Here is an 18,485-nt window from a genome sequence, read left to right as displayed (position 1 = left end):
AATATTTTAAAGATCAAAGTGGCGGAGACGGTGAGATTCGAACTCACGGTACCCCTTGCGGGGTACGACGCCTTAGCAAGGCGCTGGATTAGACCACTCTCCCACGTCTCCATCAAAAGTATCATCTAAATTTTTCGGGGGATCGTAGAACTAAAGTGGCGGAGGACACAGGATTCGAACCTGCGGAACCTTTCGGTTCAACGGTTTTCAAAACCGCCGCAATCGACCACTCTGCCAATCCTCCGCTTATTTAGAAAGCCATAGTAAGGGAAATGTGCAAAAAAGACAAGAGGGAATCTATCTTAGATTTCTAATTAATGACTCAATGAGGTCTTTATCCTGGGCCCCAGGGTTCAATTTGAGGTAATCCTCGTATTTTTCTTTGGCCAACGCTCTTTGTCCGGCCGCACGATAAGCGTCACCCATTAGTTTATGGATCGCTGGATTGCTCACATCTTCCTTTAAGGCACGATTTAGGAGCTCCAGGGCTTCGTTAGCGTAGTTCTGGCCCAGTCTGATTGAGGCCATAGACACCAAGGCGTCTACTGACTTTGGGTTTAAACTGATGGCCTTTTCGTACTTGGTAATGGCCTCGCGGTAATCTTTTTCGATTCGGAAAACCTCACCCATAATAAAATGAGCGGCATCCAGGTTTGGATTGAGTTCTAATTCTTTTTCTGCCATCTCGCGGGCCTTCTTCACATCATTTTTAGCTAAATAAACTCTCGCTAGTTGATAGTGAACACGCGGGTAAGATTCAAGCTTGTCTTTGACTTCGCTAAATTCCAAAATCGCCTCATCATAGCGTTTCTCATCAAATAACAATTCACCTAAATCCATACGGACTTTTAAGTTCCCTGGATTAAGTTTGAGAAGATCACGGCTATGAGTGATGTATTCATCTTTTCTGCCTTCAAGTTTAGCTGCAGCGATAAGGACTTCATAAAAGGCCTCATCTTTTTTAGGCATGTTCTGAACTTTTTTATAATAGGCCTGGAATTCTTTTAACTGACCACTTCTAAAATACGCAGTGGTAATCGCGGCCACTAAAACCGGGTCTTCGCCTTGTTCAGCGATAATATCGCGTAGGTATCCAATCGCAGTATCCGTTCCATCTTGCTCATAAAGAACTTCCGCATATAAAGCATGGTAATAAACATTCTTTGGATCAAGCTGAAGAGCACGTGTGATTCTCGATCTCGCTTCAGGAAAGCGCTTATTGCGAAGAAGAATCTTGGCGATTCTATACATGTTGTTATCACTTAATGGATCGAGAGAAAGAGCTTTATCATACCACTTGATAGCGACGATTGGATTGCGTTTAGCTTCTGAGTATTGCCCCATTAAATTAGCGTAGTCTGCAGTCTGTGCGTATTTTGTCTGGGCCATTTCTTTTAGCAAGCTATCAGCATCTTCAAACTTGTAGGCCTTGATAAAAGTTTCAACCAATGCTTTTTTTAGTTGGTTGTTTTGTTGGTGAACACCAATTAAGCGCTGAAGGGCAAAGATAGCTGAATCAAAAAAACCTCTATAAGTATTTAACTCGGCCTGAAACAATACGGCCGGAATGTAATCCGGGTTTGCATCCACAGCTTCAATCGTAAACTGGAAAGCGGTATCGATATTTTTTAAGCGGTATTCTTCTTTTGCTTTTTTAAGAAGACCAATCACCTTACTTTCTAAAATCAACGACTGGGATAAAGAGTCTCCACCAATTTCAAGTTTAGACAGAGTCGCGCGCAATTCATCTGATTCTTTTAACTCGAGTGACTTTTTGAAGAAAAGGCTGGCCTCTTTATTTTGATTTTTAAAGGCAGCGAGGTAACCCATATCTTTAAAATAGCTCGCCATAAACTCAGGCGAATTTTCCGAATCAAGAGCTTTGATCTTCGTCAGGACTTCTTCAAATTTCTTAATCGACTGCTCTTTTATTAAAATATCTGCGTATTGAAGAAGAAGCAAAACACTGTTTGGATAAAATTTTAATCCTTCTTCAATAATTGTTTTTGCACTACCAACCTTATCGTCGTTTAAATCAAATTGCGCCAGATAGTAGTAAGCTTCAAAAGGTTTTTTAGGAATGTTCTTTAAACTCTCATAGGCTTGTCTTGCTTCAACCAATTCGCCCGCATTTGTAAGCAAATGAAGATAGTAGGCCAGCATCTTCGGCGATGGCTTACTTTTAGCGCGCAGATAGTTTTTAATGATATCGACACCTGTTTGATACTTGCCGATCTTTCCATAAAAAAGCGCAGTACCAGTTGCTGTGCTTAAATCAATCAGTAACTTTCTTTCTGAAAGCTGGATGTATTTATAAAGTGTATTGGCCGATAAGTGTCTTTCTTTGGTGTTATCTAAAAGTTCAGCATAGGTCATGATAATTTCACCCATCGCCTCATTTCCGCTAAAGCGGTTTTGTAGAGAGCTTAAGTAAAACTGTGAAGCCAGTGCACGATTTTTATAAGTGTTTTGTGAATAGAGATTTCTAGCTTGTGCCAGTGCTTTATTGGCGGCCGGGACATTTTCGACAGGGGCAGGAATAGGGAATTTAATTTCTAAATACAGAGGTCCTGTAAATTTAGGTTTCTCTTCTTCCTGGATGAAAAAGAAATAAAACACACCCAAGAGCGCCAGCATAGCGACAATCGAGAGGCCTTTTTTCTTTTTCTTAACAACAACTCGTTGCTCGAATTCTTTTTTATCACGTGAGAACTCTTCAACGATCTCAACCTCATCTTCTTCAAGGCCTTCTTGCTCGGCCTGTTCTCGAAGCATGATCTCTTGCAGATCGCGAAGTCTTTTCTTTTCCAGATTCTCTTCAATCTTTGCCTGCTTCTCAAGCTCAACTTCTGAAACTGAAAGCTGGGCATTGATTGTGGGAAGAGCGTGGGCCAGGTTAATGAATTCTGTTTTTTCATTGACCAGTTCTTCATGAGAAGGCTCTGGGACAACTTCTTTTAATTCAACAACAGGTTTGACTGTTTCTTTTGGCTCTTCTTTTTTAACCTCAGGTTTTGGCGGCTCAAATCTTTGAACGACAACCGTCTTTTCCAAATCCTGAGTTTTTGGGGCCAGGGCCTTTCTGTTAATGACGACAGTCTTTTCCATCCCGTCTTCATAAGGTGCATCTGGATTTTGGGCCTGGTATTTTCTTTCGAGCTCGGCGTAGTTAACGTCGATCTTAACGTCTTTGCCGAATTTGAATTCGTTAAAAGTTTGTTGTGCCTGGGTGGTGTCCTTTTTTACAGGAAGGCCAGTTTTGGTTAATTCTTTTTTAGCATTCTCAGGTACAGATGCTGTGGGTTCGTCATTGACCTTGAGATTTTTTGCATCAAGTTTTTTGATTAGAGTGTGAAGGTCCTGGAAGTTTGAAAGAGGTTTCCAGTCGCCAATAGGAAACAGCTGGCACAGCTCTGTGCCAGCAATATGACCCTTTAAAAATAATTCACCGATTTCTTCAGTTGAAAAAGGTCCAATGACCCGCTCGTTTTTTAGGCGGATCCTGTACTTTACGCTCATTACATCCTGTCTACTTCAACCCTAAAAAGAGTGACGGAGCAATTCCGATCGTGAAGATAGACACTAAAATGATAACATGAACCAGCGATTCGCTGAATCTGGTTTTTATTGCAGGCAGACCTTTCTTCTCCTCGTCTTCAGTGAACAGGTCACTTACGAAGCGGATGTAGTAGGCAAGACCGACAATCGAGCTAATGAAGATAGAAGTTGCCTCTAGAGTGAAGCCTTCTCTGAAATAGTTAGTAAATAGCATGTACTTCATGGCAAAACCTGAAGTCAGCGGAATCCCCCCAAGACTCAGAACGAAAACAACCAACATGATTGCTAGGCCTTTATTGCGGTAGAAGCCTGATTTTAGAATCTCGCGCCCATCTCTGTTCTTATTTAATCCAGCAAATTGGTTCAGTATTAGGATCACCCCAGTTGCTGTTAGAGAGTAGATAACAAGGTAGCTGATTAGTTGGATTTCCAGAGCTTCATCTGGGTTTAAACAAATCATCATTAACATGTAACCCGTATGAGCTACTGATGAATAAGCGATGATTCTTTTAAACTGTCCTTGAACAACAGCGATAATGTTTCCGTAGAAAGCAGAAGCAACTGCGATCACCTGAACAATGCGAACTAGATAATCGTTGAATCCAGGTTCGCTATCAAGCAGAAGGATTTGAAGCATTGTAATGAACTTAAATCCGATAATGATTTTTGAGATGAAGAAGTTCGTTGCAAGGTTACCAAGTGTAACGTTTGAGTAAACATCAGCAATCCAAGCGTGGAATGGGAAAGCACCAAGCTTAAAACAAGCTGTCAGGATGAAGATCCCGATAGCGATTGCGTAGAATTCCTGGTTCACAACAGTTACGCCAACAAGGCTCAGACCGTTTGTTGCACCTAAGTAGAAAGCTACACCTAATAAGAAGATAACTGAAACAACCGCACCTTGGATAAGATACTTAACCGCAGCTTCGCGAGAGTTCTCAAGATCAGACGTTGCCACTAGAGCGTAACCAACAAGGGCAATCGTTTCTAGAGCTACGTAAAAAGTCATCAGGTCATTAGCACCAAGAAGGAAAACCCCACCAAGGAACATAAAGCTCATAAGAACTGAGTTCTTAACTTTTTCTAGTGAGTGGTAACCGTTGATTAAGATCATCAGCACGTTTAGAACTGAGACGATCTTTAGAAGCAAAATCTTGTTTCCTTCAAGGCTAAAAAGCTCACTCAGAGTAAAAGAGCTTGAGCTAAAAAGCATCGCAAAGAAAGTGATCGCCGAAATCAGCGTCGCCCCGAATGAAATATATTTTCCGTTGTTTTTAACATTCAAACACAGAAGAGCTACCGCATTGAGAGCAAGGAAGATTAAAACGTTTTGAACGAATGTTAAGTTTTCCATCTTATAAACCTTTATTTACAAAGAAATTAATTGTCCCGTCAAAAAGTGACATAACCGCTTGTGGGTATAAACCAAAAACGATTGTCAGGATCGAAAGCACTAGAAGTGGAGTCGCTTCAAGAAGAGAGATATCTTTAAGCGACTTGTTTTCTTCGTGTTTCATTTCACCAAGAGCTGTTAAGTGGTACATCTTTAGAAGATAGATTGGCGACAACATGATCCCTGTTGCAGCTAAAACCGCTACCACTTTGTTCACCTGGTAAGTTCCCATGATCACCATGAATTCACCTACGAATCCACAAGTCATTGGAACGGCCATTGAACCTGCCGTGATGATGAAAAATAAAATGGCAAACTTTGGCATAACAGAAGCGATGCCTCCGTACATATCAAGTTTCTTAGTGTGAGTTCTCGTATAAAGGTAGTGAACTCCGATGAAGAGACCCGGTGTCGAGATACCGTGAGCGATCATCTGGAAGATGGCTCCTTTAACAGCAAATGGGTTTTGCGAGAAAATACCCATGATGATGTAACCCATGTGCGAGATAGAAGAGAAAGCTACGAGCTTTTTAATATCTTTTTGTACCCATGCCGTCAGTGCTCCGTAGATAACCCCGATCGCACCTAAGTAAAGAACGATATCGCGGTTAGCATCAACTGCTTCCGGGAATAGTGGGATAACAAAACGAAGGAAACCGTAGATACCAAGCTTTAGAAGAATACCGGCCAGGATGATTGAACCTGCAGTTGGCGCTTCAACGTGAGCATCTGGTAACCATGAGTGGAATGGGAAAACTGGAACTTTTAAGAAGAAAGCAATCGAGAAAGACCAGAAGATTAAAGACTGAGGTGATAAAAACCCGTCGTATTTTAATCCAAGAGACTTAATGATTTCGTAGTTCAGGTCGTATGAACCGTTGAACTTATACGCAAGTGCCGACATGTAACACATAGACGCTAGCATCAGGATTGATCCTGCCGCTGTCATCATGAAGAACTTGAAAGAAGCGTAACGACGATTCTCTCCACCAAAAACTCCTACTAAGATGAATAGAGGAATTAGCATAACTTCCCAGAAAATGTAGAAGCCATAAAGTGAAGTCGAAAGAAGTGATCCGTTTACTGCCCATGTTAATAAAAACAGAAGGAAGTAATAAAGACGAAGCTTATCAGTCTTAATGTCCCAAGTTGTAATGACAACAATAAGAAGAAGGAATGCATTAAGAAGAAGCAGTAGTCCACTTAGACCGTCCATTGCAAATGTGTATGACATGTTGAAAAACAGTGGCATATCAAATTTGAATAGAGTTGTTAAAACTCCAGTGTCCGGTAGGTCGATGAACATCTTAACTGAGTAAGCAAGAGTTACAAGAGAACCGATAAGGGCCAGAAGTTTTACAGACTTCTCATTGTTTTTAGGTGCGAACATAAAACCGATCGCCCAAATGAGAGGAATTAAAAATTTAATAAGAAATAATTGATCCATTTTAAATCCAATTTTTATCTAAAAATAAATGCGTTAAAAATTACTGTCAGAACAACTGCTAATCCAATAACGATGTAAAGGATTCCCATTTCCAGTTTTTCTGGCTTGTTGTCATCTAATAGATGACCACCTTCAGTTGTTGCTTTCGTTACAAGTTTGACAATCCCGTTGATCACGTGTGCTTCAATAACATCAACCAGGAAGTGGCCGATTTGGTAAAGAGGCTTAATGATCGCTAGTTCATAGAACTCATCAACTTTGAATTTCGTTGAGCTGATTGTCCAAAGAGTAAGGAACTTCGCTTTTAGGCTGTCTCTCATCTTGTTGTGATCATTCTTCACGTAGATGTAGTAAGCCAGCCCCATTGAACAAAGGATCAGAACAGTTGTTACACCCATCATGATAAATTCAGTTTGAGCTGAAAGGTGAGCGTGTCCTTCTGTCTTAGCTACGAATCTTTCCAGGAATTCCTGGAAAAGACGAGCGTGTTCGTGGCTTAGAGCGTGTGGAAGACCAACATATCCGGCCGCAAACGAACAGATAGCAAGGATGATTAGTGGAACAGTCATTACACTTGGAGACTCATGGATTTCATGGTGTCCGTGATCGTCGTGTCCATGGTCATCGTGTTTAGCGTGAGCGTGGTGATCATGGTGATCGTCATGCTTAGCTGGTTCAACGATGAAAACAAGAACTAACATTCTCATCATATAGAAAGCTGTTAGTAGAGCTGTGATTAGAGCAACAGAGTATAACCAAACACCGTTTCCTGGATTAGTTAGGGCCATCGCTAAAATTTCATCTTTAGAGAAGAATCCAGAGAACCCTGGGATACCGGCAATTGCCAGGAATCCAACAGTGAACGTCCAGAAAGTAATTGGCATTTTCTTCTTAAGTCCACCCATCTTAAAGATGTTTTGTTCGTGATGACATCCGTAAATAACAGAAGCAGCACAAAGGAATAGAAGAGCTTTAAAGAAAGCGTGTGTGAAAACGTGGAACATACCTGTTGAGAATGCACCAACACCACAAGCTAAGATCATGTACCCAAGTTGAGAAACAGTTGAGTAAGCAAGGATCTTCTTAATATCTGTTTGAGTGATGGCAATGAGTGAAGCAAGTAGAGCTGTTAGAGCTCCGATCCATGCGATCACATCAAGAACAACAGGGAAGTGAACAATAACGTTTGAAACACGGCAAAGCATGAAGATACCAGCTGTAACCATCGTCGCCGCGTGCATTAGGGCCGAAACTGGAGTTGGACCCATCATCGCATCTGGAAGCCAGATGAATAAAGGAATCTGAGCTGACTTACCACAAGCACCAAGAACTAGAAGTAAGCTTGAAGCAATGAGGATTTCTTTGTTTGCCAGGATGATGCTCATATCTGGGTGCTGAAGATCTTTGAAAGATAGAGTGTTGAACACAAGTGCAAACCCGATCATCCCAAGAACTAGACCAAAGTCTCCCACGCGGTTAGCAAGGAAAGCTTTTTTAGCAGCATTACCGTTTTTAGTATGTTCATACCAGAAACCAATTAGAAGGTAAGAAGATAGACCGACACCTTCCCATCCCATGAAAAGAACAAGGAAGTTCTCACCGTGAACAAGAAGAAGCATTGAGAAAGCAAACAGTGCAAAGAACGCAAAGAACTTTCCAACTTTTTCCTCGTGGTCCATATAACCAATCGAGAAGAAAGCAATCGCACTACCGATCCCTGTAACCATTAAGCTCAGGATGACAGCAAGTTCGTCCATTACGAATGCGATATCAAATTTGATATCCCCGTATTGCATCCACTGCCATAGGTGAACCGTCACTGGCCCGTTCTTTAGAACATGAAGCGACGTCATGACAACTAAGATGAACGAAATAAACAGTGATAGGAAAGTAATGATACCGGCCTGTACATTATTTAACTTATTTCTAATCAAAGCAGAGTTAAGTAAGAATGCCAGTAAAGGAAAGAAAGGAATCAGCGCCAGATAGTTTTCGTACATAAGAACTCTTACTCGGTTATGATTTTAATATCGTCTGTATAAATTGTTTGCTTCTTTCTATAAAGCGCGATGATTAAGCTTAAGCCGATCGCAACTTCACATGCCGACACGATGATCATGAAGAAAACCAGGATTTGAGATTCTAATAATCCAGTCGAACGAGAAAAAAGAATGGTTAAAAGACCAACTGCACCCATCATAAGTTCAAGACATAGAAGGATAGAGATTAAGTCTTTTTTAAAGATTGTACCTAAAAGACCAAGAGTGAATAAAAACCCGGCCAGGTAATAATAAATACTACTCATTTGCTTCCTCCTGCTCGTGCTTAACAGCTTTTTCGTGACCAGTAATCACTACACACGCAACCAGAGCGGCTAAAAGAAGAACTGTCGCCATTTCAAACGGCAGGTAATAAACCGAGAAAAGTTTATCAAACAGTGACTTCATTGAATTATCAGTAAGGTTAACTGTTGTTAGAACCTCAATGTTGTTGTTTACGATAAGAGCAAACACACCAAGGATAACCAGGACAGTGACACCAGCTACGATCAGCTTCACTTTTCCTCTTTCACGGTTATTTTGAAATTGCTCAAGGTTGATAAGCATCATTACGAATACGAAAAGAATCGCGATCGCACCGGCGTTAACCAGAACCTGGATAGCTGCAAGAAATACAGTCCCTAATTGGAAGTAAATCATCCCGATACAAACTAATGTCATCAGGAGTGAAAGAGCGGCTACAACCGTTCTTTTTGAAAAAACTACTAAAAGAGCAAACACCATCGTAACGATGGTCAGTAGAATATCAGTTGCCATAATTATTGATTCCTAAAATATACAAAGAGAACAGTTACAATAAGGTTAACAAGCCCTAATGGTAATAAACGCTCCCATCCTAAGTGCATTAATTGATCGTAACGGAATCTTGGGAATGTCCAACGAACCCATACGAAGAACCAGATCATCAGAGCAACTTTAGTAATTAAAGAAACCATCTGAAGAATTGGAAGGACAAACGGCGATGAAGTCGGGATTAAATCCATACCTGGAAGCAGACTGTATCCACCGAAGAAAAGAATAATGAAGATCATCGAAAGTGCGATCATGTGGATATATTCCGCCATGAAGAAGATCGCAAATTTCATTGAAGAGTACTCTAAGTGGAAACCTGCAACGATCTCTGATTCACCTTCTGCAAGGTCGAATGGAAGACGGTTTGATTCAGCAAAGATACCTACAAGGAATAGAAGACATGCAAGTGGTTGCATGAACACACCCCACTTTGGCAGGAATCCAAACCAGTAACCAGTTTGAGCTTCAACCATCACGTGGATGTCATTAGTTCCGTAAACGAAGATCATTGCAACAAGAGCTGCTGAAAGTGAAAGTTCGTATGAAACCATCTGTGCACAGGCACGAAGTGCACCAAGCATTGAGTACTTGTTGTTTGATGCCCATCCAGCAAGAAGAATCCCATAAGACCCAAGAGCTGAAACAGCAAAAGCAAAGAAGATCCCCATGTCACTTCTAAAAACTTCCGGGAAAATTGTGATTCCGAAAGCTTCAAAAGGTGCTGCAACAGGAATACATGCAAGTGGAAGAAGTGCTACAACCAGAGCAACTAGTGGAGCTGCCGGGTAGAAGAACGGACGAACGTGAGAAGGATAAACTTCTTCTTTGAACATGAACTTCGCAACGTCAGCAAGTGGCTGAAGAAGTCCGAACGGTCCAACACGGTTTGGTCCAAGTCTTCTTTGGATGAAGGCCGCGCCTCTTCTTTCTACGTGAATAATAAGCGGTAGTGCACCCAGGGGAAGACCCAGGATGATTACAGTTTTGACTAATATTTCAAGAATCGTTTCTAACATCTTATTTTTCCCACTCTAGCGCTTTTGAATTGATAACAAAGATGTATCCAACTAGTAAGACGGCCATGAAAAAGATAAATCCCGCCACCATAAAACCAAGGTTGCTTGCATTGTTATAAGCAAGTGCCCACGGAAGAAGGAACACAATTTCCACGTCGAATAGAAGGAACATGATCGCTGTAAGATAGAACTTAATATCGTACTGTCTTGTGGCACTTCCAACCGGGTTTACCCCTGATTCGTAAATGTCGTTGGTTCTTACTTGTTTAGCTTTTTGGCCAAGGAAGTTTGAAATAAACATCAGCACGAGCCCCAGGGCCGTGCAGATGATTAAGAAAATTGTAAAAGATAAAAATTCCATTAGTTAATCCCACTCTTTAATTACTGAATGAATAACTTTGCATTGCCAGCTAGAGACATAATGCTTTCCCAGAAAATCCCTAGTGTGAAAATTGGCAGAGTCATTGAAACAATAATCATCTGGTTTAAGAATCCGAAACCTTCGATTTGCTCATCAGACTCTTGAGGTTTAAGAGTCATTAGACGAACGATCTTCAGGTAGTAGTAAGCTGACACAACTGAGTTTAATCCCAGGATGATTGCCAGCGTGTAGTTCTTAGTTGCAACCAGTGAAGCCAGGATGTTGTACTTCGCTACGAATCCAGCTAATGGTGGAAGACCAGTTAGTGAGAACATAGTTACGGCCATCATCACGGCCATGAATGGGTATCTGAAAGCAAGGCCAGAGAAACGGTCGAAGTTATCGTTGCCGTATTTATCCTGCACGATGCTTGTGATGTAGAAAGCAACAAGAGTCATGAAAAGGTATGTGATTCCGTAGAAAACAACTGAACGAACACCAACATCGTTGATCACAACAAGACCGGCAAGCATTACACCAGCGTGAGAGATTGATGAATAAGCCAGCATTCTCTTAACTGATTTTTGCCCGATAGCTGTTACGTTACCAACTGTCATAGTAAGTGCTGAAATCACCAGCATTAACCCAACCCATCCAATTTTTAGAGTTGAATCTACTGTGAAGAAAGTAGCCGAGATTCTGATAAGAACTGCAATCCCTGCTAGTTTTGGAACGATAGCAAAGAACGTTGTAACCGGAGTAGGTGAACCTTCGTAAACATCTGGTGACCACATGTGGAAAGGAACAGATGCAATCTTGTATCCGATACCAGCAAAGAAAAGAACAAATGAAGGCATGATGATCGCAAGTTGAGCTGTCGTTAACGTCGGGATCATTTTTGCAACACCAGCAAACTGGATTGTTCCAAGAACACCGAAGATATGTGACATACCAAAAAGCATGATACCTGCTGAAACCCCACCGTAAAGAGCGTACTTAAGACCTGCTTCGCTTGATCTCTCGTCGTTCTTTTTGAACGAGGCCATTACATATGAAAGGATCGAAAGTGTTTCGATACCGATATAAAGAGTCAGCATATTGTTGGCTGAAGCCAGAAGGAATCCTCCGATAAGGATACCAACTGCCATAATCGAGAACTCTGTTTTAAGAGTTTCGTAAATGTCTCTTGAAAAACGGCTTAGGTAGATAGCTGCGATTGTTCCAAGAACCATCACCATCTTTAGAAGAGTAGAGAAGTCATCAATCACAACCGCGTTGCTGAAGATTGCTTCTGCTTTTCCACCAAGGTTTGCCAGAAGTGCAGCGAAAGTCGCCACAAGTCCGATCATGCTCGTGATGAAGATATATCTTCTATTCTTTTCATCTTCCTTATAAGTCGTTTCAAGAATAATAAGGCCAACCATTAAAAGCACCAGAATAACTTCTGGAACATAACGACCGATATTTGCCAAATAATTTAAATGCATCTCTTTATCCTAATCTAATCTTTAACTAGAAAGTTGCTAGTAACGAAACCAGTTGTCCTACTGAAGCTTTCATAATGTTCAGGATTGGCGAAGGCCAGATACCAAACAGGATTACAGCAACACAAAGTGGAAGCATGTAAAACACTTCAAGCTTAGTCATATCTTCGTATTCTTTAACTTCAGGGTTAACTTCTCCGAAGAACATTCTCTTGAACATCCATAGAAGGTAAGCAGCACCAATAAGAAGACCAAATAGTGCAAGAACCGTGATAGTTGTGAAACGTTGGTAGATCCCTAGGAAGATAAGGGCTTCAGAGATAAACCCTGAAAGTCCTGGAAGTCCCATAGATGCGAACATACCGATGATGAAGATGATCGAGTAAACTGGAAGTTGTGTATAAAGTCCGCCGTATCCACGTGATCCATCTGGCTTAACGATCCATCTGTGGTGAGATCTTTCGTATAGAAGACCGATCATGAAGAACATCATAGCTGTTGATGTACCGTGGTTGAACATCTGAAGAACCGCTCCGTTAACACCTTGAACAGTCATTGCTGCAAGTCCAAGCATTACGAATCCCATGTGAGATACTGAAGAGTAAGCGATAAGTTTCTTCACATCGTTCTGGGCCATCGCACATAGAGCACCGTAGATAACGTTAATTAATCCAAGCCATGCGATTGCAGTAGAGAAATATTTAGCCGCTTCAGGGAAGATTGGGAACGCGATTCTTAGGAATCCGTATGTACCCATCTTTAGTAGAACCCCTGCCAGGATAACTGAGATCGCTGTTGGAGCTTGTACGTGAGCGTGTGGTAACCAAGTGTGGAAAGGGAAAACCGGAACTTTGATTGCAAACCCAACAAACATAAAGATGAAGAAAAGTTTAGCAAACGATAATGTCTGGCCGAAAATAGTAACTGTAAGTTGAGAGAACTTCCCGCCTGAAAGAGCAAGGATATTGAATGAATCAACTGATTGGTTAGTTGCAAAGTAAAGAGCAACGATACCAACAAGCATTAAGATCGATCCAAAGAATGTATAAAGGAAGAATTTAACAGCAGCGTATTCTCTGTTTTCTCCACCCCATACCCCGATAAGGAAGAACATTGGAATTAGCATTACTTCCCAGTAAACGTAGAATAGGAAGAAATCTAGTGCGAAGAATACCCCGAATACTGTCGACTGAAGAAGTAGAAGTAGAGCAAAGTATGCTTTGATTGATTTCTTGATCTGCGTCCATGAAGAAAGGATACACAGCATGAATAGTAATCCAGTAAGGAGAACCATCGGAAGTGAGATCCCATCCACACCAAGGCGGTAGAAAATGTTAAATTGCGAAATCCATGGGATCGCAATGTTAAATGCATTTTGCATTCCTGCCTGAGTCTGATCGAACTTACAGTATAGTACTAAAGTAAGAGCAAACGTAATAACAGTGTTGATAAGTGCCCAACTCTTAATCCAAGTAGTTTTGTCCTTTGGCATAAGTAATACACCAAGAACTCCCAACATAGGCATCCACAGAATCCAACTTAATAAATTTGAACCGGCCACCGGTTATCTCCCTGAGAAAAGTTACTATATAAAAAAACTAAAATCTTAATGTTAAAACGTAGCTAGCTAATACAACAACCAGGACTACAAAGTACAATTGCACTCGTCCAGATTGAAGCGTGCGAAGTAGAACGTTCATTAAACGAACACTTGCCCCTGTTCCATCAACCATTCCGCTGTCGACGATGTTGTTGTCGATCCAACGAGAAATGTTATAGGCCCAACGGTTAAGAACCGCAGTTCCATCGATAACCATTGCATCGTAGAAGTCCCAGTCAAACTTCGCCAGAAGCGCATTGAATGGAACAAGTCCTTTTTGAATGATTTTTCCGATATAAAGGTCGTCGAAGTAATACTTGCCTTGAAGAGCTCTTCTCCAGCCAGAAAATGTCTCTGCCCACCATCCTGGGTTAAGAGTTTTCTTCACGTACATTGAGTAAGCGATGAAGATCCCCGCGAAAGCGATAATGATTGACATAACAGCACCGATTTTGTGAACCAGGTGAACGTGGTGAGCTCTGTGCTCATCCATTCCGTGGTTAGCATCGTAAGCTGCTTTTGGAAGCTCAACTTTGTCACGTGTATCAGTTGTTCCGAAATCTTCTTTTTCGTAATGAGCGAAGTGCTCTAGGTGAGCGACTTCTGGCTTATGAATTAGAGTCTGGAACCATTCGTATTTTGATCCGAAAACGTTTACTTCTCCCTGACCTGTGAAAGACCCAGAGTAGAATAGACCAAGTGTAAACACAGAAAGGATTAATAGAGGAACGTTTGAGTTCCATCCAATGTGTTCATCATGAGCGTGGTCGTAAATGTGGTGATCGCGTGGCTCTCCGAAGAAAGTTAAGAACAGCATTCTGAACATGTAGAAAGCTGTCAGAAGTGCACCACCAAATCCAAGTAGAGCTACCGGGATATAAGCTTTGTTATCAAGGGCCATTACAAGAGCGTCACCAAGGATTCTATCTTTAGATACGAATCCAGAGAAGAACGGAACTCCGGCAATCGCGAAACAGCAAAGTAGCATTGCGAAGAATGTGTATGGAAGCTTCTTACGAAGACCACCCATCTGTGGCATTTCTTGGCAGTGGATTGAGTGGATAACTGAACCAGCTGAAAGGAATAGACATGCTTTGAAAACAGCGTGAGTAATTAAGTGCATGAAAGCAGCGTTGTATGAACCAACACCGATACCAATAACCATGTAACCAAGCTGAGAAATTGTTGAGTAAGCAAGAACCGCTTTTAGATCCGTCTGAATCAGGGCGATTGTAGCAGCTCCGAAAGCTGTGATAGCACCGATGTAAGCGATGAACATTGTGATATGTCCAACTTCCATAAGTGGGAAAACTCTTAGTGAAAGGTAAACTCCGGCAGCAACCATTGTCGCAGCGTGGATTAGGGCCGAACATGGAGTCGGTCCAAACATCGCATCTGGTAACCAAACGTGGATTGGGAACTGAGCTGATTTACCCATTGTACCAGCGAAGATACAAAGAGCTCCGATTGTAGCGATTGGAAGAGACAGGCCAAAGACGTCGAAAGTTCCGCCGAATTTACCAGCTCCGATAGCTGCATAAAGGTCTACGAAAGTTGTGTTTCCAACGATAACCCAAATAATAAGGATACCCATTAGGAAGAAAACGTCCCCAACTCTTGTTGTCATGAAAGCTTTCATTGAAGCGTTTCCGGCACCTTCTTTCTCGTAGTAGAAACCGATTAGTGAGTAAGAACAGAATCCCATTAACTCCCAGAAGATGAACACTGAAAGCAGGTTGTCTGAAACAACAAGCCCAAGCATCGCTGAAGTAAAGAGAGACATATAAACGAAGAAGCGGGCAAAACGCGCATCATCGTGCATGTACCAAGTTGAGAAAACATGGATCAGGGTCGCAACAGCAGTAACCATTAAAAGCATAGTTGCTGTCATGTTATCTATATAGATACCCATGTTTACTTTAAACAGGTGTTCACCGGCACTTAAGTCAAACCAAGTGAAAACTTTGTGGATGTGGTAGTTAACAGCATATACGTTTTGAAAATCTAAGAAGATTCTTAAAGCGTAAATAAATGAACCGAAAATTGCCAACGTACTTAGTGCTACTGCCGCGATCGGAACACGTTTTGCCAAGAAAACGTTAATCACGAAAGCAAAGAACGGTAGTAGTACAATGGGCGCTACAGTTGAAATTGTGTAATCCATGGTTTCCTATATCCTCTTACGATCCTTACCTTTATATTAGTTCTGTAGTGTTGCTGCATCATCAATATGGATGCTTTCTCTTAACTGGAAGAATCTGATAACGATCCCTAATCCAACCGCAGCTTCAGCAGCAGCGATAACAATAATGAAAAGACTCATAATGTGTCCTTCAAGATTGCCGTTAGCGAATTTTGTATAAGCCGCGAAGTTCAGCGCCGAAGCGTTAAGGATTAACTCGATCCCTAATAACATCGCGATAATATTTTTTCTTGCGACCATAACCATAACGCCGCAAAGAAATAGAATGAATGAAATGCCTAAGTAGGCGCCTAAACTAATCATGGATTTCTTTCCTTGGTCTAGAAATTACTGCTGCACCAATGAGAGCGCCCAGTAGTAGAACCGATGAAATTTCAAAAGCTAAGATGTGATCTGTGGCTAAAAGTGTCCCGATTCTTTCAACTGTCGGAGCGTTGTCTGTCGCAACTAGAGTTCCGCTGTTTCTGAAAACAGGAACCAGTACCTTAATAAGGACTGCCGCTGAAACAAGGGCCGCGAAACCAGCAAAGAAGAAAGTCTTTGGGTTACCCATTGCCGGGATTTTCTCAAGACCATATTTATTTACGCGGTTTCCAGAACCACCTGTAAGCATGATCGCGAAAAGCATTAGAATGATAACCCCACCAGCGTAAACAACTAACTGAGTTGCCGCCAGGAAGTCAGCTCCGATACAAGCGTAAAGACCAGCTACTCCAAATAATGAAGCAAGAAGGTAGATACAAGCGTGCATCAGGTTTTTACTCACAACAACTGCCACTGCCCCACCGATAGTGAGTAATGCAGAAACTAAAAAGAGTGTATTTGAAAACACAGTATTCTCCCTATCCTTTAATTAGTGATGAGCACCGCCGCCAGAAGCAGCTGCCATAATTAAAGTAAAAATTGATTTTCCATCAAATGCATACATCCAGATCGCACAACCTAATAAGTTGAAAATTGCGATTGGAGTTAAGTATTTCCAACAAAGAGTCATCAGCTGGTCAACACGAAGACGTGGAAGCGTCCAACGAACCCAAATAACTACATAGTAAAGGGCCAAAGTTTTTGTGAAGAAAGCTCCAAGCTCAAGAAGTTGTCCAACGTTTTGAGCAAGCATTGCATCTAGGCCAAGTTTTTCTACTAAAAGTGCACCAGAACCAAGGTCGAAAGGAACTTTGTATCCACCAAGGAATAGGGCAACAGCCACACCGCAAACAACAAAAACTTCGATGTATTCAGCAAGAGCGAATAGACCGAACTTCATACCAGAGTATTCAGTGTGGTAACCAGAAACTAGTTCAGATTCAGCTTCAGGTAAGTCGAATGGTGCACGGTTTGTTTCAGCAAGAGCTGAGATGAAGTAAACAAAGAAGCCGATGAAAGCAAACGGGTTGTGAAGCAGGAACCACTCGTGTGGTGCTCCACCTTGGCCGTTGATCAATGTTTTCATTGATAATCCACCTGCAAGAAGAACGATTGAGATAATTGTGATTGTCGCCGGGATTTCGTAAGAGATGATTTGTGAAGCACCTCTCATACCACCAAGCATAGACCATTTTGAGTTTGAAGCGTATCCACCAAGGAAAACACCAACACCCACAAGAGAGGCCATACCAACAAGATAGAAAATACCAACGTTAAGATCCGCCAGCATGAAACCACTTGAGTAAGGAACAACGGCCAGAGTTGCAAAAACACCGACCATACAAAGAACAGGAGCAAGGTTGAAAGTAAACTTGTCTGCGTTTGTAGTGATGATGTCTTCTTTCAAAATCATCTTCACCCCGTCGGCCAGGAACTGAAGAAGACCAAATGGACCAACGCGGTTTGGACCCATACGAGCTTGAAGATCGGCTGAGATCTTTCTTTCAGCGTATGTACCAAGACCACCGATTGTTGCCATAGCTCCAACGATGATGAGCGCGAAGATTGCGAAGATAATAAAAGCAACGAGTGAAGAAGCATCAAAGCCTAAAACTTTTGAAAGCCATCCAACTACGTTTTGAAATTCATTCGATTGTGCAAAATAAGATACTACAGTTGAATTCATGCCTAGTCCTTTTTCCCGAAAGTAGGTGCATCCTGGTTGACGTGCTGAAAGCTTTTAACCCAGTCAAGGTCGCCTTTTTTCCAGCAGTATACAATCCCAGCTACAAGAACAAGAACGAAAGTAAGGATCGACATAAGAAGCGTCCCACCCATTCCAATTTCATTGAATTTTTTGAACACAGCCGCTACAGGAAACATCAAAGCACTTTCAACATCGAAGATGATGAAGATTAGCGCGATAACGTAGAAACGGATGTTAAAGTTCGCCCAAGCAGTACCAACTGGTTCCTCACCACACTCATATGCAGTTTCTTTCAGTTTGTTTGGGTTATGAGGGCGGATTAAGCTCCCCAAAAAGAGTGATCCACCTGCCACAAGTAGTGCGAGCGCAATTAAAATTACGACGGGCATGTAGACGTCTAGATTAAATGTCGACATCTTGATCTCCGAGAAAAAAATTCCTATTTTTTAGTTTCCTTAGATTACACGAAAATATAATATCTTGGAAATGTTTTATTAGTT

The 18,485-nt window shown here is 41.6% G+C and carries 15 protein-coding genes and 2 tRNA genes; all 17 read right to left on the bottom strand.

What is annotated here, in order from left to right; all coding sequences use genetic code 11:
- Positions 1–19: 19 nt before the first annotated feature.
- Positions 20–111 (bottom strand) — tRNA-Ser (locus AC6JA8_RS00185).
- Positions 112–156: 45 nt separating this feature from the next.
- A tRNA-Ser gene (locus AC6JA8_RS00180) sits at positions 157–244 on the bottom strand.
- Between the two features lie 53 nt (positions 245–297).
- Positions 298–3,519, bottom strand: a complete 3,222-nt coding sequence (locus AC6JA8_RS00175; RefSeq protein WP_497975234.1) for a tetratricopeptide repeat protein — start codon at positions 3,517–3,519, stop codon at positions 298–300.
- Between the two features lie 10 nt (positions 3,520–3,529).
- Complete coding sequence (locus AC6JA8_RS00170; RefSeq protein ID WP_142410268.1) at positions 3,530–4,912, bottom strand: NADH-quinone oxidoreductase subunit N; 1,383 nt, start codon at positions 4,910–4,912, stop codon at positions 3,530–3,532.
- A gap of 1 nt (position 4,913) precedes the next feature.
- The gene (locus tag AC6JA8_RS00165; RefSeq protein ID WP_497975233.1) at positions 4,914–6,398 is read right to left on the bottom strand and encodes a complex I subunit 4 family protein; all 1,485 of its coding nucleotides are present in this window, start codon (positions 6,396–6,398) and stop codon (positions 4,914–4,916) included.
- Positions 6,399–6,412: 14 nt separating this feature from the next.
- Positions 6,413–8,398 carry an NADH-quinone oxidoreductase subunit L gene (nuoL, locus tag AC6JA8_RS00160; RefSeq protein WP_497975232.1) on the bottom strand — a complete coding sequence of 662 codons (1,986 nt, stop codon included), beginning with the start codon at positions 8,396–8,398 and terminating at the stop codon, positions 6,413–6,415.
- Between the two features lie 8 nt (positions 8,399–8,406).
- Positions 8,407–8,703: an NADH-quinone oxidoreductase subunit NuoK gene (gene nuoK / locus AC6JA8_RS00155; RefSeq protein WP_102241840.1), complete on the bottom strand. Its 297-nt coding sequence runs from the start codon at positions 8,701–8,703 to the stop codon at positions 8,407–8,409.
- Positions 8,696–9,214 (bottom strand): NADH-quinone oxidoreductase subunit J family protein, encoded by a 519-nt coding sequence (locus tag AC6JA8_RS00150; RefSeq protein WP_102241839.1) that lies wholly within the window; start codon positions 9,212–9,214, stop codon positions 8,696–8,698. Before AC6JA8_RS00150 ends, nuoK (AC6JA8_RS00155) begins: the two co-directional genes overlap by 8 nt.
- Before the next feature lie 2 nt (positions 9,215–9,216).
- On the bottom strand, positions 9,217–10,266 hold the full coding sequence (nuoH, locus tag AC6JA8_RS00145) for an NADH-quinone oxidoreductase subunit NuoH (protein ID WP_497975231.1): 1,050 nt from the start codon (positions 10,264–10,266) through the stop codon (positions 9,217–9,219).
- A 1-nt stretch (position 10,267) separates the two neighbouring features.
- A complete protein-coding gene (locus AC6JA8_RS00140; protein ID WP_102241837.1) occupies positions 10,268–10,627 on the bottom strand; it encodes an NADH-quinone oxidoreductase subunit A in 360 nt (119 codons plus the stop codon).
- A gap of 20 nt (positions 10,628–10,647) precedes the next feature.
- On the bottom strand, positions 10,648–12,114 hold the full coding sequence (locus tag AC6JA8_RS00135; protein WP_497975230.1) for an NADH-quinone oxidoreductase subunit N: 1,467 nt from the start codon (positions 12,112–12,114) through the stop codon (positions 10,648–10,650).
- 25 nt (positions 12,115–12,139) lie between these two features.
- Positions 12,140–13,672 (bottom strand): complex I subunit 4 family protein, encoded by a 1,533-nt coding sequence (locus tag AC6JA8_RS00130; protein ID WP_102241835.1) that lies wholly within the window; start codon positions 13,670–13,672, stop codon positions 12,140–12,142.
- A 37-nt stretch (positions 13,673–13,709) separates the two neighbouring features.
- Complete coding sequence (gene nuoL, locus AC6JA8_RS00125; RefSeq protein WP_497975229.1) at positions 13,710–15,875, bottom strand: NADH-quinone oxidoreductase subunit L; 2,166 nt, start codon at positions 15,873–15,875, stop codon at positions 13,710–13,712.
- A gap of 36 nt (positions 15,876–15,911) precedes the next feature.
- On the bottom strand, positions 15,912–16,217 hold the full coding sequence (gene nuoK, locus AC6JA8_RS00120) for an NADH-quinone oxidoreductase subunit NuoK (RefSeq protein ID WP_102241833.1): 306 nt from the start codon (positions 16,215–16,217) through the stop codon (positions 15,912–15,914).
- Positions 16,210–16,746 carry an NADH-quinone oxidoreductase subunit J family protein gene (locus tag AC6JA8_RS00115; protein WP_102241832.1) on the bottom strand — a complete coding sequence of 179 codons (537 nt, stop codon included), beginning with the start codon at positions 16,744–16,746 and terminating at the stop codon, positions 16,210–16,212. The genes nuoK (AC6JA8_RS00120) and AC6JA8_RS00115 overlap by 8 nt, the downstream gene beginning before the upstream one ends.
- A 21-nt stretch (positions 16,747–16,767) precedes the next feature.
- Complete coding sequence (nuoH, locus tag AC6JA8_RS00110; RefSeq protein WP_497975228.1) at positions 16,768–17,964, bottom strand: NADH-quinone oxidoreductase subunit NuoH; 1,197 nt, start codon at positions 17,962–17,964, stop codon at positions 16,768–16,770.
- 2 nt (positions 17,965–17,966) lie between these two features.
- Entirely contained in the window at positions 17,967–18,401 is a 435-nt protein-coding gene (locus tag AC6JA8_RS00105) for an NADH-quinone oxidoreductase subunit A (RefSeq protein ID WP_102241830.1), read from the bottom strand.
- Positions 18,402–18,485 lie beyond the last annotated feature (84 nt).

It is taken from the genome of Bacteriovorax sp. HI3 (genome assembly GCF_059738875.1).
Note: the sequence above shows the minus strand (reverse complement) of the source record. Positions and strands in the feature narration are given on the sequence as shown.